The organism is Paenibacillus sp. B-A-8 (assembly GCF_048572915.1).
In the GTDB taxonomy this organism is placed as follows: Bacteria; Bacillota; Bacilli; order Paenibacillales; family Paenibacillaceae; genus Paenibacillus_AQ.
In genome coordinates this window covers 2984491-3003105 of the sequence record NZ_CP183882.1, presented here as the reverse complement: position 1 = coordinate 3003105, position 18615 = coordinate 2984491, and the positions used below count along the sequence as shown (strand labels likewise).

Here is an 18615-nt window from a genome sequence, read left to right as displayed (position 1 = left end):
AACCCTATCCCTTCGCTTCAAGAATATAATCTAATATTCTATTGTTGAGAGCTTCCACCCGATCCTGATCGGAGTCTTTGATAGGTAGAAGTGGCATTCTTGGTGTACCCGTTTCAAATCCACGCAGACTCAGGATTGCTTTACATGCACCATATAATGATGGAAAGGATAATAATTCTACAATGAGATCATTGATAATGAACTGCCATTTCTGCGCCTCAGCCATATCACCTTGCCCATAACATTGTTCTACTTTTAAAAATAGCTCGGGCATAACCCCATAGGTTCCACCAATCCCACCATCCGCCCCGATACTGCGGCCAGCCAAGTACTGCTCATCCGGTCCATTCAATACAAGAAAATCATTTCCACCTGCTGCCTTAAACTGCTGAAGCTCAAATGTACTTTCTGCTGAAATCTTCACGCCAATCACTTTATCCTGCGCAGCCATCTTAATTAACAAGCTTTTTGATAATTGAAAACCAGTCGTTTGCGGGATATGGTAGATAATAAATGGAAGCGATGTACTATCAATGATCGCCTGCCAATGGCTTTCAACACTGTCCGGAGACAAACGGTAATAAATTGCTGGAACAGCCGATACCGCGTGTGCGCCTACGAATTCAGCATGTACCGCAAGCTCAACACTATCCCGAGTAGATGGAGCACCAACGTGAGCAATGATCGTTAGCTCCTCTCCTACTTCCGCTATAACGGCTTCGAGCATTTGTTTGCGTTCCTCTACAGATTGCAGCATGCCTTCTCCTGAGCTTCCTCCAACATAAAGACCTTTCACACCAGTAGAAGCATAATGACGAGCTAATTTCTGTGCCGCTTCTTTATCTATATTCCCCTCTGCATCATAACTGGAGTACAAAGCGATAATAATGCCTTTAAAAGCTTCAAGATCATATGATTTCATAGATAATAGCCTCCATCGCTAAAGCCAAATATATTAATTTTCGTTGTTATATGAATTTCTAACCCTTAACAGCACCCATAGTGATCCCTTGTGTGAATGCCTTTTGAAACATTAGGAAGATTGCAATCATAGGAATCGAAGCTAACGCAGCACCTGCCATAAGCAGTCCATAGTTCGTTGTGAATTCGCCGCGTAGTGTCGCTACCCCAAGTGGCAAGGTCATCATCGAAGTGGATCGCGTCATAATTAGCTGGCTGAAATAATCGTTCCATGAAGTTATGAAGGTGAATATAGCCAGTGCACCCACTGCTGGTTTCAATAACGGTAAAACGATCGTTCCAAACAATCGAATCTCTGAGCTACCGTCAATTTTCGCCGCTTCAATCAACTCTCCCGGAATCGTCTGCGCGAACTGTTTCATCAGAAAGACTCCAAAAGGCCAGCCAATCGCCGGTAAAATAAGCCCTTTATACGTATTGACCCAACCAAAGTCAGCTAACATCGTAAACAACGGTACAAGAATAACTTGCTTAGGCAATGCCATGGCGGCAACAAACATTGTGAAGATAATTCCTCGTCCGGGAAATGATTTCTTTGCAAGAACATAACCGGCACAGGAGGAGACAATACAGATGGCTGCCATCTCTGCAAAAGCAATAATAAAGCTATTAAACATCCAGCGTTCTACCGGATTCTTAAATAATTCTGTCCAGTTCTGTAGCGTCGGCTTTAGCGGAAACCACTCCGGTGGGATGGTCGTTGCCACAGTTTGAAGCTTAAAGGCTCCCGAAACTACCCAATAAAAAGGAAAGATAAAAAATAATGTAGCCAAGATCAATAGAATGGTAGCTATTATTTTTGGAATCGTTAATTCTTTTTTCCATGCGCTTACTTTCTTAGACTGGGTTATAGGTGCTTTCAGTTGTAATGGATTCGTAGAATTCATGATGTCCCCTCCTTAATACTCAACATCGCTGCCAAAGTATTTGAATTGAATGATAGAAATAATCCCAATTACTATTGCGAGTATGACGCCCATTGCTGAGGCATATCCGAAATGACCTAACATAAAGGCTTGTTCATAAACACCATACATAACGGTAGATGTGCTATATACAGGCCCGCCTGAGGTAAGGAGTTGAATCAGTGCGAAACACTGAAAGGTATTAATCGTGGTTATCACGATAATATATAAGTTCGTTGGCATCAGCATCGGCCATAATATTTTCCGGAAAATTTGCCAAGGGGTTGCTCGATCTATCTCTGCGGCTTCAATATAAGAGGTAGGAATGTTACCAATGGAGGCCACATATAAAATGATCGGTTGACCTACAGAAGTCGTTATTAAAACCACGATAATTGCAAGTAATGCTGTTCTTGTATCCCCTAGCCATGAAACAGGCTCCATTCCAAACAAACCCGTCAAATAATTCAGAATTCCGTAGTTGGGATGGTAAATCCAGCCCCACACGACCGTGATACTTACAACCGATGATACGGCTGGCAAGTAGAACACACCGCGGAAAAATGATCTAGCAAACTCTTTTTTCTTATAGATATTCATTGAAACAAACAGTGAAAAGATAATCACGATCGGTACGGTGATCACAACAAGCAATAAAGTATTTCCCATGGACTTTATGAAATTATCGTCTTTAAATAATGAAATATAATTATCGAGACCAATAAAACTAAAATCTCTCAAAGAGTAATCAAAGAAACTAATATAGACTCCTTTTACCATCGGGTAGGCTACAAACAGAAGAAAGAATCCAAACGCTGGTAATAAGAAAAGATAACTCATCATCCAGTCACGTATCACATAACCTTTAATTTTGCGTACCGTTGTCCCCACAACCTTCTCCCCATTTCTCTGATGATCAAGCATAAACGACTTTGGCGTCCTTATAAGGACGGTGAGCGTTTAAGCGAGAAAAATTATGATATTTATAGGTGTGTAGCTTGAATTTTTTTAAAAAGAATAGAGTGCTTCCCGCACTCTATTCTTTTGAACGCCATTCACTTTTTATTTCATAGCTGCTTTGGCTTTAGTAATAGCTTCGTTAGCCTTTGTAGCAAAACTATCCAAAGCTTCCTTGCCTGTAGCGCCTCCAGTTAAAGCACGTTGTAATTCAGGGAACCAGAAGGTACGGATATCTGCATATCCATCTGCAATTGTTGGTGCATCTGTCGTAAATTTACGAGCATATTCGGCGTATTTGTACTCTGGATCGTCATATAGTCCAGTAATCGAATTACGAACCGAAAGACCACCTGTTTGAATCAAGTTTTTCTTACCCCATACTGGATCATTAGCAATGAAATCAATCAGCTTCTTGGAAGCTGCAATCTTAGCTTCATCACCATTATTAAATACAGCCATACCGCCCAGATAAGGTTCAAGCTTCGGTTCCGAACCATCTAAAGTAGGGAATGGAAGAAGAATATCTTCGAATTGAACCATCTTCTTGGATACGTTCTGTGCTTTTAGCACAGCGGAATAGTTAAGTGTAAAGGCCAATTTTCCTTGCAGGAACAAATCGTTCACATCAGCAGCAGCTAGCGATGCTGCACCAGAGACACTGAGTTTATCTTTCGTAGCTTGGACAATCCAATCCAGCGCCTTTGCTGCATTATCTGTATTGATAGCGACTGCGGAATTGTCTTCATTTAGGAATCTGGATACGCCTAAGTTAGCAAGATAAGCGCGAGTGCCTTGGTCTCCGGCTTGGCTCTTCGCGAAGAACCCTGTTGGAATAACATCCGGAGCCTTTTCTTTCACAGCTTCCAATGCCTTTTTATATTCTTCAAACGTCCAAGTTCTATCTTCCTTATCCAGAGGAAGTAAATCTAGAGCGCCTATCTTTTCAAAAATAGTCTTATTAACCGCCATCATAAATGGTGCTGTATTGATCGGGTACATAAAGATGTTGTCGCCTACACTTGACTGCTTCCAAAAAGCTTCTGAAATATCATTCTTCACTTCATCAGTTACCATGTCGTTAAGCGGTGCAAGCAAATCCTTTTTACCCCAATCGATAATCCGTCCAGGTGCATCATAGATCACATCAGGCGCAGTATTAGAAGCTATTGCGACATTCAGTTTTTCAGGGCCGCCTTCAAAGGTGATCATCTCAAGGTTGACTTTAATTTCAGGATTCTTCTCATTAAAAGCTGCAATGATTTCCTTTTCATATTTGCCAACTTCACCATCTAAAGCTTGAAAGCTCGGAAAATTCCACCATGTAATCTCTACTGGCTTAGCAGCAACCTCAGTTGCTGCGGGCTCAGTCTTGTCAGCGTTATTACTTGGTGTAACTGCTGAATTCGCCGTGTTCGTATTTCCACATGCAACTAACTGTGTACCTAAAAGTGCGACACCAACAATACTCATTAGCCCTTTTTTCATTGCTTTCATGTGCTACCCCCAATTATTTTTTTGTGGAATAAGTACTGCTCTCATTCCTTGCGCTAATCATAAATCAATTGTAAATTTAGGAGAATCCCACTCCTTTTACTTTTAGGGCTCTTTTCTGACATATCCCTTCAATCCACCCCTCTTCAATGTTATAATACATTACATATTCCACCTATTAACAATTAAATTTATATTTCTTCACTTTTCCGCCTTAATGTAACCCTTTTAATCTTACATCTAATGGTATTTCCTTACGAACGATCCACTATAATTCTAGTCTTCCGGAGGGATTTCATGTACAAACTAATGATTGTAGAGGATGAACCATTAATAAGAACGGGCTTAAAACATTACTTTGCTTGGGAAGAGCTTGGGGTTCACAACATTATTGAAGCAGAGAATGGAAAAGAAGGAATGGCCACTGCACTGCGTGAGAAGCCCGATTTGGTGATCACTGATATCCGGATGCCCCAAATGGATGGTCTACAAATGATTGAGCAGATTCGCAATCTGCTTCCTGATACATTATTTATCATTTTGACTGGATTCAACGATTTCGAATATGCTCAGAAGGCTATAAAACTAGGGAATGTGCATGCCTTTTTGCTCAAGCCTTTGGAATACGAGGAAAGTCTCCTTGTGATACAAGAATGTATGAACAGGCTTCATCTTAAGCGGCAAGATCGATTGAAACGTTCTAATTTGGAGGGGGCACAGCTTGTAAAACTATTACTGGAGGAAGAACAACCTGTAATAGATGATTCTATTGTCCGTGAACTATGTAATTTCAACAGTAACTACTATCTTTATCTGCCCTTTGTTTTGACAGGAATTCCTATGAGAGGAAAGCGCGCTCAATCTACGCTCTGGATGAGAGAATATGCGGAGAAGTTCATTCATCATGCTGTAGACGAGTATCTCGATGCCTCTACACCGCACACTGTTTTTACATATTCATCTAAAACTAAGCTCTATGGACTTATTGTATTGGGATCTCCAGCTTCTATTGATAATTTTCCTCTTCAGACTAAAGTTCAGACACGAATCGATCAATATCTGAAGCTGCTTACGCTAGAACATCACCTAGGCCTCTATTTAGTTATAGGTAAGACGACGGAGAATCCTACACAAATAAATTCATTGCTGCATGAGAACGATAGAATGTTATATCAACGCTTCTACAAGAGAGATTGTAGGTTTATCTACGTGCCACAATGGATAGAAGGCTCCAATTCTATTAAACCATCCCTAATTCAACTCGATGAAAATGATAAGAAACGGATGATCTCCTGCATCGAAAGTGCTAACGAAATAGAGACGCTCCAGCTGATGCACCGGCTGTCTCAAGATATTTTGAGTAAAGCTGATGTCTCTTCTCCAGATTTTTGGCTTGCATTTCTTCAGGAAATTATAAGTACCATTCTCCGCTTCGCTAATAAGAACCACATCCATATCGAAGGCGTGTACAGCGAAAAGCTCCTGAATCTAACCTTTGTAGATGAATTTGATTCAATTGAGAACCTTTTTGACTGGCTTGGCAGATGGATGGTTCATTTAGGAACTGTTTATTCCGAAGGGCTGACCCACAACAACCAACAGGATGTGATCATATTCGAGCATATTAAATCCTTCATAAAAGAGAATATTGATCAAGATGTGACTCTACAGATGGTAGCAGATCGATTCTTCTATAATCCGTCTTATTTAAGTCGATTATTTAAGCGAAAACTTGATAAGAACTACATGCGATTTGTAACCGAAATTCGGATGGAATATGCGCAGGAATGCTTAAAAAAACCAGAGTTTCTAGTGACCGATGTCTGTACGATGTGTGGTTACAAAAGCTATAAGCATTTCGTTAAAACATTCCGAAGCATCACAAACATGACTCCATCGGACTACAGAAAACAGTCAGGCTGGTGACCCAAAATGATGCAGATAGAGCAACCAAAAAAACGATACCGAATGAGACATGTCAATCGTCAGATTTTCGTGCTGATGATCCTGACTATTACCATTCCACTTCTAATCATATCGGCAATCATCTATATCTTTTCAAACCAAGCCGTCAAAAATGAATACCAGAGCAGCTCTAATCTGATCCTTAATAACCTCTCGTTCAATATTGACCAATATCTTCAAAGCATTGATAAAGGCACACTCAACGCTCAAGTAGATAGCCAGCTCCAAGCCGCACTTGAACACTGGACGATCCATAAAGACGACATCGGGAATGACCAGAATATTCAGTATGGGAACACAATTGAACATTTCATCAGCGGAATTGAGATGACAATTAAAAATGTTGATAGTGTGCAGATTTTTGCGGGATCACGTGTGTTCTACTCTGCGAATTTCAATCGTGCGGATTATGATGTGAAGGATTATACCCATGAGGATTGGTATTTGCAGACACAACAGAAAAAAGGCGGAGTGATCCTATTTGGGAGCCATACCCCCTTCTATCGCACCAATTCCAAACAATCCGTCATTTCTATCGCCCGCGTCATAAATAAAAAAGGCAGCAAGCAGCCCATAGGTGTTATGTTAATCGACATCCGATTGGACTCATTACGTGAAATCTTAAAGCTTTCTGAGAATAGTAAACGAAAATTCATTATTTTAGACGATAAGGGTGGCAGTGTATATAGCTCTGATAACATGGAAACCTCACCTTTACAACCTATCCCTATAGGAACTCAAGCGCTTAATACGTTTATGAACAATGATACGGGGAGCTTTTATGGTACTTTTGATGAAAAGGATTCGTACATTAACTTTGTAACGTCTCCCTATTCCAACTGGAAGGTCATTCAGTACATTGATGAGAAAGAGATGACTAAGCAGGCTGCTTTTCTCGGGAAAATCATTTTAACATTAGCGCTCTTGTCGCTTGTCACCGCAATCTTATTCATGTATATCCTATCGGAGCGAGTCACTAAGCCTATTATTCTCTTAAGCCGAAAGGTCAAGCTGGTGGGGATGGGGAACTTCGATGTGGATTTGTATAGTGAGCGTCAAGATGAGTTTGGGGTTCTCTATAATGGAATCCGTAAAATGGTGAAAGATCTGCAAAATTATATTGAGCGGTCTTCTATGGCCAAAGCACAACAAAAAGTAGCCCAGTACGGCGCTCTCAAAAGCCAAATCAATCCACATTTCCTAGCGAATGTACTTGAATCTATTCAAATGAAAGCCATCATCAATGGGCAGCGTGAGATTGGCGAAATGGTGGGAATTGTAGGAAGATTATTTCGGATTCATATCCAGACCGGAAAGATAACCGTAACCCTGCGAGAAGAACTTGAGCATGTCCGGTTGTATGTAAAGATTCAACAATTACGTTTCGGGGATAAAATTCAATATGTTGAACAGCTAGAACCTAATACCGAAAAAATTAAAGTCATGCACTTTTCCCTTCAACCTATCGTAGAGAATGCTATTGTCCACGGACTGGAATGTCGAAGTGAGCCAGGGCTTCTTGAGGTGTCTTCTATGATTTCGGGGGATGACATGCTGATTATCGTTAAGGATAACGGAATTGGCATCGATGAAGAGAAACTTAAACAGTTACGTTTCCGTCTCTCTCAACCATCAGATACCCTGGATGAAGATCATATTGGTATAAAAAATGTTCATGATCGTATTCAATTTCATTTTGGGGAATCGTATGGGATTGAAGTCACCAGTCAAGTAGGAGAAGGAACGACTGTGATCATCCGACTCCCAGCAAAATCCTAGACATCTTGCTCAATGATTCCTATTTGAGGATCGAAAGTAAGCAATTTTGTTGCTATTTTATCGATGAAAAAGCGGTCATGACTAACAGTAACAACAGCTCCAGGAAAATGGATGAGTGCCTGTTCCATCACCTGAATACTTGTTAAATCCAAATGATTGGTTGGCTCATCCAAAATAATGACAGCCGCGCCAGAGAGAAGGCATTTCGCTAACGCTACTCTGGCCTGCTGCCCTCCCGACAGACTGCCGATCGTTTTGCTTAAATCCATTTCCGAGAATTGCAGCATCGATAAGAATTTGTTCACTTTTTTTCGGGGAGCATCGAGCCCCAGCCCATATACATTTACGGCATGACTGACAGTATCCTTAGGATCAAGTTCATCCCACATTCGATTAAAATACGCGTAGCTGACCCCACGTTCCCAAGTCACATCACCCGTCTCAGGCTCCTCTTGCCCAGTCAATATCTTTATGAGTGTCGACTTCCCGCTGCCGTTAGGCCCCACAATAGCTATCCGATCTTCCTTTTGAATATCAAAGCTTATGTTCTGGAATATCGTCCGACCGTCATAGCTCTGTCCAATTCCTTTGACTTCACCAAGCTTGTCCGGAAAACGTAAATTGCTGTAAATATCGGTGATCAAAACGTTCACTGGATGAGGCTCCACACGCTTTTTCATATCTGTCAGCTTACGTGACAGGCGATCCTTAGAGGACTTTTTGTTCCCACGGGTTTCAATAGCCTCCGACTCCATAAGCAGAAGCTCTTCCTCCCACTCAAACTGTCGGTCAAGCACCTTTTTACGCATCTTCTTTTTCCGGACATAATCGGTGTAGTTGCCTTCATATTCCTGAAAATGATAATTCTCGATTTCTATCGTCCGCGTAACTACTCTGTCAATAAATTGCCGGTCATGAGAGATTAGAATCATCGCGCCATTAAAACGGTGCAGCCACTGCTCCAACCATACGATCCCTTCGATATCCAAAAAGTTAGTAGGCTCATCAAGCAATACGACATCGGGCATTTCAATTAAGACTTTAGCCAGTGCTGCGCGGTTTCTCCAGCCTCCAGACAGCTCATCAACAGGTTGATGCCGTGATCTTTCATTGAAGCCCAATTTAGTCAGAACAGTGTTGATTTCGACGGATACATTCCAGCCATCCAAATGGTCCATTTGTTCAAAAAGCGCCGCTTGTCGCTCTAAAAGAGTATTCATCTGATCATCATCTGTCACTTTCCCAAGCTGTTCCCCGATTTGGTTAAGCTCTTGTTCGATGAGCGCTACCTGCTCGAAGCATAACTCTAACTCTTGCTGTACAGACAAGGACCCGGAAAGCTCAGAGAATTGAGAGAAGTAGCTGATCTTCACGTTAGGATCTAACTCCACTTTTCCCGCTGTTGGCTCCTCTTTTCCCATCATCAGTTTAAACACAGTTGACTTCCCCGCACCATTTCGTCCGATTAATCCAATCCGTTCGCCCTTGCTAACTCGAAAATAAATATCTCGAAAAATCAATGTATTCTCGTATTTCTTAGTTACATTCTCCATACGGATTACGCTCAAATCTACCACCCCTAGTTTATCTAGATCAGAATTCAACTCAAGACACTCAAAGAGCTATTATAGCACTATTTAAAAAGAGGACTTTAAAATCATATTACCGGTCAAAAAAAGGCCACTGTTAGCGGCCTTTTGTCTGTATAGCGAATTCATATTTTTGTACATTTAGCTCATATCTACTGCTCATTTTTTCAGTATATCAATATACGCATCCTTCTCGCGATCAGGTCCCGCATTGAGCTTCAATCGAATGGATTTCGGATGATCCAATACGTTGCTGCTAAAGTTGCTTATAAATCCATCCTCACTGCCACTTCCGCCAATCGAGTTATTTTTCAATTCACGCTTCCCAACTCGCGATGTCAACTCACTAGGAGTCTTTCCAAATAACTCATTTCTGATCTCCCAATTAGTTTTTAAATCCTCACTTAGCGTATATTTGACTACTATACTTAACGGAGACAGCTCTACCTGTGCAAGATTCACTTTATTCCCGTCAATCATAAACGGCTGATTAAGAACTATTGTCTCCGTCTTCTGCTCCCAGAATTTTGAATCAATAGCGAAGCTCACCTTTAAACGATCAGAATAACGCATATCAGCTAGATTCGTTCCCGTATTCGGTTTTGCTAGCATGCCGGGATCCACTGAAGCGATCTGAAAATTGGCCACAACCTCTTTTGGAAATGCTTTATTCTTATCTAGTGGATAGATAGTTTTTCCGAGCCATTTATAAATACTATCCTCAGCATGTAAACCCATCCCACTTCTATTACCATTTTTATCCACAACACTTTGTCCTGCAGCATCTGTCAGCCACACACTATTTACGTTGTAAATTTCCTGACCACCACTTGAAGTCCCTGTATACAGCAGCATAATTTTATTTTCGTCAGCGATCACAGCATTCAGTGTGATTTTATACCCGTCTTTCTCAGCGCTTTTATTGACGATTTGCACATAATCATTTCGAATAGCAGATTCTAACGTAAGGGCATCAACATCAGCATCAGCCAACTTCTTAAAAGGTTCCAGTACACCCCAATCACTTGATTCAATACTAGTAGAGGCTTGTTGAGGCAGCAGTTGGGATGGATTGAAGAATAGTAATCCTGCGACCATCATTGCAGCAGTCAGAACAGCCATCGCGCTTTTTGCGAACATTAAATTTTTACCGCGTTTCTTACCTAGCTCGAGTCCTGCTTGTATGGCATAGATTTGTGCGGCGGCACTCTCCATTTTGTGCTCCTGCGGGATCCTTTCGGCATCGATTAACATGGCAAGCTCCTCCTGGCTACTCATTGTTCCAATCACCCCGATTCTTAATGATCGTTCTTAACTGCTTTAATCCTTTATGCTGCCACGTCTTGACCGTTCCCTCAGGTTTATCCAGAATGTTCGCAATCTCGCTCAAGGTCATATCATTGTAGTATTTAAGTAACAGCACATGGCGATACTTGGGCTTAACCTGTTCGAGTGCCCACAGCATTTCCATTCGATGATAGCCAATATGCGTAATTTGCTCTCCCATTCTCTCATCTACAAGCGGCATGGAACGTTTTCTGCGTCTTTGTTCATCTATGCAGACATAAATCAGGATCCGAATGATCCATGATTTGAATGCTTTGGGATCCTTTAATGTTTTTCTTTTAATCCAAGCGCGGCAAGTCATTTCCTGCATCGCTTCAAGCGCATCATTCCGGTTACGTAAATAGCTATAAGCTATACTGTACAGTTGTTCTCTATGTACCAATATGGAATCGTAGAAATCCGTCTCGCTCCGAGTATCAAGAACCGTTACTTTCTTCATTTCTGCATTAGTCATTGACATATCCTTCCTTATCCCCCTCTCCTAAACCTCTCATAGATTAAGACGGGGAGCGTATCGAAACGGTTTTATTTGTATTAACTTTTTTTGAGGCTGAGCACTTTAAGATTATAACATTCTATAAAAAATGAACGATAAATGTTATGATAGATAAAATAGGACATAATCAATAGTACGCACTTAAAAGTACCATAGGCACTAAAAAGTACCTATGCATTGGAGGATATTATGACAACGATTAAGAAAAAATACAATATTTCCGTTGAGGCTACACTCGAAGTTATTGGAGGAAAATGGAAGTGTGTGATTCTCTGTCATTTAACTCATGGTAAAAAACGCACATCAGAATTAAAACAATTGATGCCGGGGATTACTCAAAAGATGTTAACACAACAGCTTCGAGAGTTGGAAGCCGATGGAATCATCAACCGGATCGTATACAATCAGGTTCCACCAAAAGTGGAATATGAACTTAGTGAATATGGTAATAGTCTAAGCGACATTTTAACTTCGCTCTGTAACTGGGGAGAACAACATATCATTAAGCAGTACGGTGATAAATATGCTGTTTTAGAGGATAACATTTTAAATAAATAACGAGAGAAACCATAACTTCAATCTTCTAAGAACCCCTTCCTTATTGGTTGGAGTTTGCTTGATATTTATGCTGCAAAAGTTGAGGTTTTAATTATACGCCCATGAAAAAAAGGACAGCTAAATCAGATCGATTTAACTGTCCCGTAACTTAAATTACGCCATCTCCTCCTATAGCAGTTGCTGTGAATGATATGGGTCCAAATAGATTGATAGGCAAGTTGCTATCATTTTGAATTACCAATTCATAGTTATGGATTCCAATATAAGGACCATCAACCCACTGAACATTTAATTGAATATCAGTAGTTGTAGTAAAACGAAAAAAGGATCTATAAATATCGACTCCAGCACGTCGGATTAAAACAAGAAATTGGCTGTTAGCAAGTGCAGTAAGACTAAAACTACCATTTAACTCGACTCTGCTGGAGAAAGAGGCCGGATTAGCCGGACTAATATTTACTTGCGCTGTGGCTAGACCCGCTCCAGCTCCAGGAATCCCTGCAACCGTTATAGCAGTAGTAAACGGGTCTAACGGGATTTTTGCCTGTGACCCATAACTTATAATTGTCGCCATTTTTAATCACTCCATTTCAAGGTTATAGAATAGTATATTGTGAATCCGCAATGATAGATTGGACTTAATTCCTGATGATTATATACATTTAAGTTATACTTTTACTAGATTATAAAACCTAGATACTTCGAATATCATCCTCTAATTTCCACCTATTGACAAACTCACTTATCAGAATTACAATTACCCAAATATCATGAACAACGTTGAAAAAGGGTAAGTAGACAAATGAACATGGACTTCAGAGAGCCGGTGGTTGCTGCGAACCGGTGTCCAGCGTTTGATCGAATGGCCTTTAGAGTTGCTCTTCCGAACCATCTAACTAGATGCTGTAGGAGAAGCCGGGGTTCCCGCCGTTATCAAGGGACCTGTATCTAGATTGTTTTTAACACTCTCCGTACAGGTAAGAGAAGATCGTAATGCTAACGAAACTTGGTGGCGCGATCAATTAAGGTGGTACCACGACAACTTCGTCCTTATTGGATGAGGTTTTTTTGTCATTTAAGGAGGTGATGGCCATGGATGATGGCTGGTGGTGGCGATTCAATGTTAATCAAAAGCGACAAAACAGGAGGAATTTAAATGATAAAAGAACGTGTATTAACTGGAGATCGAGTGACCGGAAAGCTGCACCTTGGCCATTACGTGGGCAGCTTGCAGAACCGAGTGGCTCTACAGGAGCAATATGATACTTTTGTGTTTCTAGCAGATATTCAAGCCCTAACGACTCACTTTGATCGGCCTCAACTACTGGGTCAAAACTTGAATGAAATCACACTCGACTATTTATCAGCGGGTATAGATCCAGATAAAGCCACTATATTCATTCAATCTATGATTCCAGAGATTGCCGAACTGACTGTTCTGTTCTCCATGTTCGTCACTGTGAATTCTTTGCGGCACAATCCTACCATTAAAGCCGAATCGAAAAATTCCAGCTTAGATGAACTATACTATGGTTTTCTTGGGTATCCAGTAAGCCAGACTGCCGATATAACCTTTTGTAAAGCGACGATTATTCCTGTAGGCGAAGACCAGCTTCCCCATCTGGAGTTGACCCGCAAAATCGTACGTAGATTCAACGAGCTGTACAGCCCCATCCTTGTGGAGCCGAGAGCGCTTATCAGCGAGACCCCAAGACTAGTGGGAACAGACGGCAATGCAAAAATGAGCAAAAGCTTAGGTAATGCCATCGAGCTGGACTCCACGAAGGAAGAGATCACCTTCAAAATCCGCAAAGCCACAACTGATCCAGCCCGTGTTCATAAAAATGATCCTGGGCATCCAGATATTTGTCCCATTTATGCTTATCATCGCGCTTTTCGTTCCCACGGCGCCAGTGAAATTCACGAGAGCTGCGAAAATGGCTGTATAAGTTGTTCTGCCTGTAAGCAGCTTATCACGACAGCTCTAGACCAATTAATTGAACCGATGCGTGAGCGGCGCTCCTATTATGCAGCCAGACCCAAGGTTGTTAAGGATATCTTATTATCCGGAACTAAACGTGCCCGCAACATTGCTCAAGAAACGATGTCCGAAGTACGCGAGGCCATGGGCCTTAATTATTTTTCAAAATAAATCTGATCCGTATGGGCAATAAAAAAACGCTGGACTCTCTATTGGAGAGAGCTCCGGCGTTTTTTTAGATCCAGCGTCACATTGGACAGCGGCTCTTAGAGGAAAAAAGAAGAAATTGTCGAATCATTCATTTAAATCATAGTAGAAAGAAGAATGGACATGAATACATTTTATTCACAGCTTGGACGTGTGCTTGAAGAGAGAACTCCGTTCCACCAAGAAGGTTACTATCTTTTATATGATGGAAACAGAGCAAAATTTAGTCCCACTAAACCTAATCATATCGAAATTGTTACAGCTGAAAGTTTTGTAAATACTCTCGTTAAGAACAGTAAAGCAGTCATTTCTTCTTTCGCGAGTGGACCTGACAATAAAGATGTCTATGTTTTTAATCTTCAAGCTGATGAGTTTTATAACATCAACATTTATCTAAATACCCTTGAAGGTTTCCAGCGAGCTTTAGAGAGAAATCCAAAGGATCGAGATGAACGTTCAATAAACTGGTTGAAATATAATCAGGGGGATTTTCGGTACCACTTATGGCTTGAAGACGATAAGATCGTGAATTATTTTACCCAACTAGCAGATCTGACAACTTATCCAGAAGAAGATTTTCTCTTTAACACGGAGGATCAACCTATCATCGCCTTTGAAGCAGGGATTATTAAAATGGGGTATTATCTGCTGACGCTAAAAGCAATGCAGCGTTTGATCACTGAGGGTGAGCTTCAGTCATTAAATACAACTGAAGACTTTATTGCCTTTGCCTCCACAGGGAACAATGACTTAGATTACAGTATTGTGATGCCAAAAACCATCGAACCTGCTTTATTCGCAAAGATTTTCCCATTTGATCATGCAAAAGATTTACAATTTCGAGAGCTGATGTTGCAGAATCAACATTTCTCAGTCACTGAATATTTAGATTATTGGACCGACGCAGTTCTTAGCAGCTACAGTGACACGATTCCATATATTTACGGGAAGTCTGACCTAGAAGTGTTCATACAAATGGAGCATCTTGGAAATGCACTGGCTCAGGAATGCATCCAACGTTTAAATCCCTTAATAGATTTGGAGATCATTGAAATTGAGAATTATTACTTCATTTATTACTATATAGAAGCGCTGCATTTTGCAGGACCGCTAACAGAGGAACAACTTGATGATTGTAAGCAGCTAGCAAACCGCATGAATGAAAGAGGCGAAGATCTGGAAGACGCTTTGCGCGAAATAAACGCTGTAATAAATTTATAAATATTCTCAAAAGAAAAGGCCGTAACCCTCCCCCAAAGGGATCATTACGGCCTTATTTTCACTTACAGCACCCAATTTCCCCTACGGAATACCGGTTCAATCGTACCATCCGCCAGTTCTCCATCAATATCCAGTTCTGCCGAACCGATCATAAAATCGACATGTGTTAAGCTGACATTAGCACCTCGTGCGACAAGCTCTTGATTCGTAAGCTTTGTGCCGCCTTCAATATTGACAGGATAGGCACTTCCCAACGCGAAATGGCAGGAGGCATTCTCATCAATCCCTGTATTGTAGAAAATTCGGTTCAAGCGAGAGATTGGAGAATCATGCTGCACTAAAGCCACTTCTCCTAAATAGGATGCACCTTCATCCGTTGCCAGCAGCGAAGTCAGATGCTCACGTCCAGATTCAGCTTCATATGCTACTACTTTTCCATCTTTAAAGGTGAATGAAAGACCTTCTACCAAACGTCCATTCAGATTCAAAGGGAGTGTACTTCTAACTGTACCATTCACACCTGTACGATGGGGCATCGAATAGATTTCTTCGGTTGGCATATTTGCCACGAAATACACACCTTTATCATTCTCTCCACCGCCTCCGCGCCACAGATGACCTTCCGGAAGCTCCACATGTAGGTCCGTTCCCGGTGCACGGTAATGCAGGCTTTTATAACGCTTAGCGTTCATTCTATCCTGACTCTCTTTTAAATGACCGATATGTTCTCTCCACGCGGCAACAGGATCCTCGCTACCTACACGATTCATCTGGAATACGGCTTCCCACATCGCTTCTACTCGATCTTCCTCAGGGAGATCGGCAAACACTTTGTTTGCCCAAGCACGCGTCGGAGCCTTAACGAGAGACCAGCTGATTTTGCTATTGCGGGTATATTTGGAGTAGTTTTTGCGAGCAACAGCTGCCGCTTTAACTGCTCTTGATACTTTGGAAGAATCAATACCATTGAACAATTCCGGATCAGGTACTTTAATATGTAAGATGGCGCCGTTCTCTTCCGCAAACTTCTCCATCATTTCTGCTTGCCACTGTGGATAATAATCAAAGGAATCTTCCGGAGCTTTTTCATAACGAATCCGTGTAGTCGCTTCATCGTCCCATTCAACAATTACATATTTAGCACCTGCTTCATAGGCTTTACCTACAATCAAGCGAGTAAGCTCAGCAGTTTCAATAGGCGCATGCACCATTAAGACTTGTCCAGGCTGTACATTTACCCCAACCTTTACAACCAGGTTCGCATATTTCTCTAACATGACATCAAAATCTTTCATGAATTCTCTTCCTCCATCTCTATGGTTGCTTTACTGTCGCACCAAAGCACCGGAGCTCCTTAACAGCAGACGGTCAGCTTCACTTCTTATTTTAACGCAAAATGCTAAGAGTTGCGATTCGTTATAAGAAAGCGGCCCCCATGAAGGGAACCGCTCACGTAAAAATCCTTATTTTTTATCCACCTGCAGCAAAGTTACGGTCTTTAAAGAATAGGTATGCATAATCTTGTCTTCAGAGATTACGTTAAGCTTGGTCAAACTTGCTACCTTCGCTGGGTCTGATTTAGAGAGCATACGCCACACTTCAGGGTCTGATAAGGTTTCATAAAGCTTCAGATCATCATATTCTTTGCGGTTCTGCATCACTAGCTTCACCTTGTAGCTTCCAATTTCAGTCTCAGTTGCCCCCTGCTCACTACAATAGCTTAGAATTTCCTGGCGAAGCTCCCCCAGTTCTTTTTCGATTTCCTTTTGTTTTTGCTTCAGACGATAATACTGCTGTACCTTTTTCTCCATCACTTCACGCTCCTCTATAAACATATGTATGCCGGAAGCGCTAAATAAATAAGTTGAGTTCCCTATCATAAAATTTTATAATGAGCCGGGAACGCTAGTTTGCAGCAGACTCCTTTCTTCCACAAAAACAATGATTCGGCAGGTGACTTATGTTTCATTCTTACTTTTTCCCAATTTCTTATGCCTTTATGATGTTTCCTATAGCGGCATTGATCTTCACGCTCCCTTTTCTAATCGTTCAATACCGTAGACACGGCTACATTCATAAGCTTAGAGCTTTAATCCTATACTTACTCTTGCTCTATCTGATGAACGCTTATTTTCTCGTATTGCTTCCGATGCCTTCCTCAAGACATAATATGACGCCTTCAGGGAGTATCATGCAGCTCATCCCTCTTCAGTTCATACAAGATATTATAGACGGCTCTAAGATCATACCTGATCAGATTTCAACGTATTGGTCTTTACTACGAGAGCCCGCTTTTTTACAGGTGATATTTAACATCGCTCTGACAGTGCCGTTTGGATTGTTTCTGGGCTACTATTTTCGAACGCGCTGGGGAATGTGTATTCTCTTGTCTTTCATGCTTTCGTTATCTTTTGAGGTCACTCAGGTTACAGGCATCTACGGCTTTTTTGATCATCCCTACCGTCTATTTGATGTCGATGATCTTATTACCAACACGCTGGGAGGGATCTTTGGATTCCGAATTGCTATCTGGATAAACGGGTTACTGCCACGCATAGAACAACTGGATACGAATATCGATCGTTCCGCCAAAAGAGTCTCCTATACCCGCAGAGGGATTGCTTTTTTCATCGATAGTATGGTGTGGATCATTGGGTTTGGTGTACTTTATGGATTCGATATAAAAAGTGCTTTCTGGATTGTAACAGGGATGTACTTCATCCTGATTCCAGCTTTCACCGGTGGGCGGACCTTAGGCAAATGGATTGTACGGATTCGGGTAACGAACAGAGGTAATCGGGCTTCTTTCTGGGCGCTTATGATCCGATATGGTCTGTTATATTGGGTAATCCTTGGACTTCACGCTATTGTTATCGATTCTGATGTGACGGGGCTTCTATCTTCACCATTGAGAACGGTAGCTTATCTCTTTGTTCTACTGGTCGATTTAGCTTTCTTTATTCATTTAATCATTAAGGTATTCAAAAAAGATGACCAGCTAATCTATGAGAAATTAAGCCGAACCTCGCATGTGATTTCATGGCCAGAGAAAAGACCGCATACCGATGCCTCAATCAGTAGTTCTATAGAGAATTGAAAAATTCTCCCTTATATCTAGTATTTATACCATGGAAT

Annotated in this window: 16 protein-coding genes and 1 other annotated feature; of the genes, 6 read left to right on the top strand and 10 right to left on the bottom strand. The window is 41.3% G+C overall.

Annotated features, from left to right (window positions below; genetic code table 11):
- Positions 1–4: 4 nt before the first annotated feature.
- From ACN6MV_RS13025 to ACN6MV_RS13010, 4 genes are all read right to left on the bottom strand, one after another.
- Positions 5–922 carry a dihydrodipicolinate synthase family protein gene (locus ACN6MV_RS13025; RefSeq protein ID WP_042127079.1) on the bottom strand — a complete coding sequence of 306 codons (918 nt, stop codon included), beginning with the start codon at positions 920–922 and terminating at the stop codon, positions 5–7.
- 58 nt (positions 923–980) lie between these two features.
- On the bottom strand, positions 981–1868 hold the full coding sequence (locus ACN6MV_RS13020; RefSeq protein WP_081390057.1) for a carbohydrate ABC transporter permease: 888 nt from the start codon (positions 1866–1868) through the stop codon (positions 981–983).
- A 12-nt stretch (positions 1869–1880) separates the two neighbouring features.
- A complete protein-coding gene (locus tag ACN6MV_RS13015; protein ID WP_081390056.1) occupies positions 1881–2810 on the bottom strand; it encodes a carbohydrate ABC transporter permease in 930 nt (309 codons plus the stop codon).
- A gap of 138 nt (positions 2811–2948) precedes the next feature.
- The gene (locus ACN6MV_RS13010) at positions 2949–4340 is read right to left on the bottom strand and encodes an ABC transporter substrate-binding protein (protein ID WP_419886496.1); all 1392 of its coding nucleotides are present in this window, start codon (positions 4338–4340) and stop codon (positions 2949–2951) included.
- Between the two features lie 294 nt (positions 4341–4634).
- Between ACN6MV_RS13010 and ACN6MV_RS13005 the strand changes: the two genes are divergently transcribed.
- Complete coding sequence (locus ACN6MV_RS13005) at positions 4635–6263, top strand: response regulator transcription factor (protein ID WP_419886495.1); 1629 nt, start codon at positions 4635–4637, stop codon at positions 6261–6263.
- A 6-nt stretch (positions 6264–6269) separates the two neighbouring features.
- Positions 6270–8081 carry a cache domain-containing sensor histidine kinase gene (locus tag ACN6MV_RS13000; protein WP_042127074.1) on the top strand — a complete coding sequence of 604 codons (1812 nt, stop codon included), beginning with the start codon at positions 6270–6272 and terminating at the stop codon, positions 8079–8081.
- Here the strand turns inward: ACN6MV_RS13000 and ACN6MV_RS12995 are convergent.
- From ACN6MV_RS12995 to ACN6MV_RS12985, 3 genes are all read right to left on the bottom strand, one after another.
- Positions 8078–9649, bottom strand: a complete 1572-nt coding sequence (locus tag ACN6MV_RS12995) for an ABC-F family ATP-binding cassette domain-containing protein (protein ID WP_042127072.1) — start codon at positions 9647–9649, stop codon at positions 8078–8080. The two genes, ACN6MV_RS13000 and ACN6MV_RS12995, sit on opposite strands and share 4 nt — an antisense overlap.
- Before the next feature lie 180 nt (positions 9650–9829).
- Entirely contained in the window at positions 9830–10924 is a 1095-nt protein-coding gene (locus ACN6MV_RS12990; protein ID WP_042127068.1) for a DUF4179 domain-containing protein, read from the bottom strand.
- A 16-nt stretch (positions 10925–10940) separates the two neighbouring features.
- Entirely contained in the window at positions 10941–11477 is a 537-nt protein-coding gene (locus ACN6MV_RS12985; protein ID WP_081954069.1) for a sigma-70 family RNA polymerase sigma factor, read from the bottom strand.
- Positions 11478–11702: 225 nt separating this feature from the next.
- On the opposite strand from ACN6MV_RS12985, the gene ACN6MV_RS12980 reads away from it, so the two are divergent.
- Positions 11703–12071 carry a winged helix-turn-helix transcriptional regulator gene (locus ACN6MV_RS12980; protein ID WP_042127064.1) on the top strand — a complete coding sequence of 123 codons (369 nt, stop codon included), beginning with the start codon at positions 11703–11705 and terminating at the stop codon, positions 12069–12071.
- Between the two features lie 148 nt (positions 12072–12219).
- Here ACN6MV_RS12980 and ACN6MV_RS12975 read toward each other — a convergent pair whose 3' ends face one another.
- On the bottom strand, positions 12220–12645 hold the full coding sequence (locus tag ACN6MV_RS12975) for a hypothetical protein (RefSeq protein WP_042127063.1): 426 nt from the start codon (positions 12643–12645) through the stop codon (positions 12220–12222).
- Between the two features lie 197 nt (positions 12646–12842).
- Positions 12843–13126 (top strand) — a binding site (T-box leader).
- Between the two features lie 101 nt (positions 13127–13227).
- Between ACN6MV_RS12975 and trpS the strand changes: the two genes are divergently transcribed.
- Positions 13228–14223, top strand: a complete 996-nt coding sequence (trpS, locus tag ACN6MV_RS12970) for a tryptophan--tRNA ligase (RefSeq protein WP_042127061.1) — start codon at positions 13228–13230, stop codon at positions 14221–14223.
- Between the two features lie 159 nt (positions 14224–14382).
- Positions 14383–15480 (top strand): DUF4303 domain-containing protein, encoded by a 1098-nt coding sequence (locus ACN6MV_RS12965; protein WP_042127058.1) that lies wholly within the window; start codon positions 14383–14385, stop codon positions 15478–15480.
- 62 nt (positions 15481–15542) lie between these two features.
- Here ACN6MV_RS12965 and ACN6MV_RS12960 read toward each other — a convergent pair whose 3' ends face one another.
- Both ACN6MV_RS12960 and ACN6MV_RS12955 read right to left on the bottom strand, forming a co-directional pair.
- On the bottom strand, positions 15543–16775 hold the full coding sequence (locus ACN6MV_RS12960) for an aminopeptidase (RefSeq protein ID WP_042127056.1): 1233 nt from the start codon (positions 16773–16775) through the stop codon (positions 15543–15545).
- A 168-nt stretch (positions 16776–16943) separates the two neighbouring features.
- Positions 16944–17291, bottom strand: a complete 348-nt coding sequence (locus ACN6MV_RS12955) for a hypothetical protein (RefSeq protein WP_042127055.1) — start codon at positions 17289–17291, stop codon at positions 16944–16946.
- 149 nt (positions 17292–17440) lie between these two features.
- On the opposite strand from ACN6MV_RS12955, the gene ACN6MV_RS12950 reads away from it, so the two are divergent.
- Entirely contained in the window at positions 17441–18577 is a 1137-nt protein-coding gene (locus ACN6MV_RS12950; protein WP_076121932.1) for a VanZ family protein, read from the top strand.
- Positions 18578–18615 lie beyond the last annotated feature (38 nt).